This is a genomic window from Leclercia sp. AS011 (assembly GCF_037152535.1).
Lineage (GTDB): Bacteria > Pseudomonadota > Gammaproteobacteria > Enterobacterales > Enterobacteriaceae > Enterobacter.
Window position 1 is genome coordinate 1 of record NZ_JBBCMA010000032.1, and the last position, 225, is coordinate 225.

Consider the following 225-nt stretch of genomic DNA (forward strand, 5'->3'; position numbering starts at 1 on the left):
GGTCCTTGATGTGTAGGATAGGTGGGAGGCTTTGAAGCGTGGACGCCAGTCTGCGTGGAGCCGTCCTTGAAATACCACCCTTTAATGGCTGGTGTTCTAACGTGGACCCGTTACCCGGGTTGCGGACAGTGTCTGGTGGGTAGTTTGACTGGGGCGGTCTCCTCCTAAAGAGTAACGGAGGAGCACGAAGGTTAGCTAATCCTGGTCGGACATCAGGAGGTTAGT

1 rRNA gene is annotated in these 225 nt (G+C 55.1%); it reads left to right on the forward strand.

Annotated features, from left to right (window positions below):
* A 23S ribosomal RNA gene (locus tag WFO70_RS22580) occupies positions 1–225 on the forward strand; the annotation flags it as partial.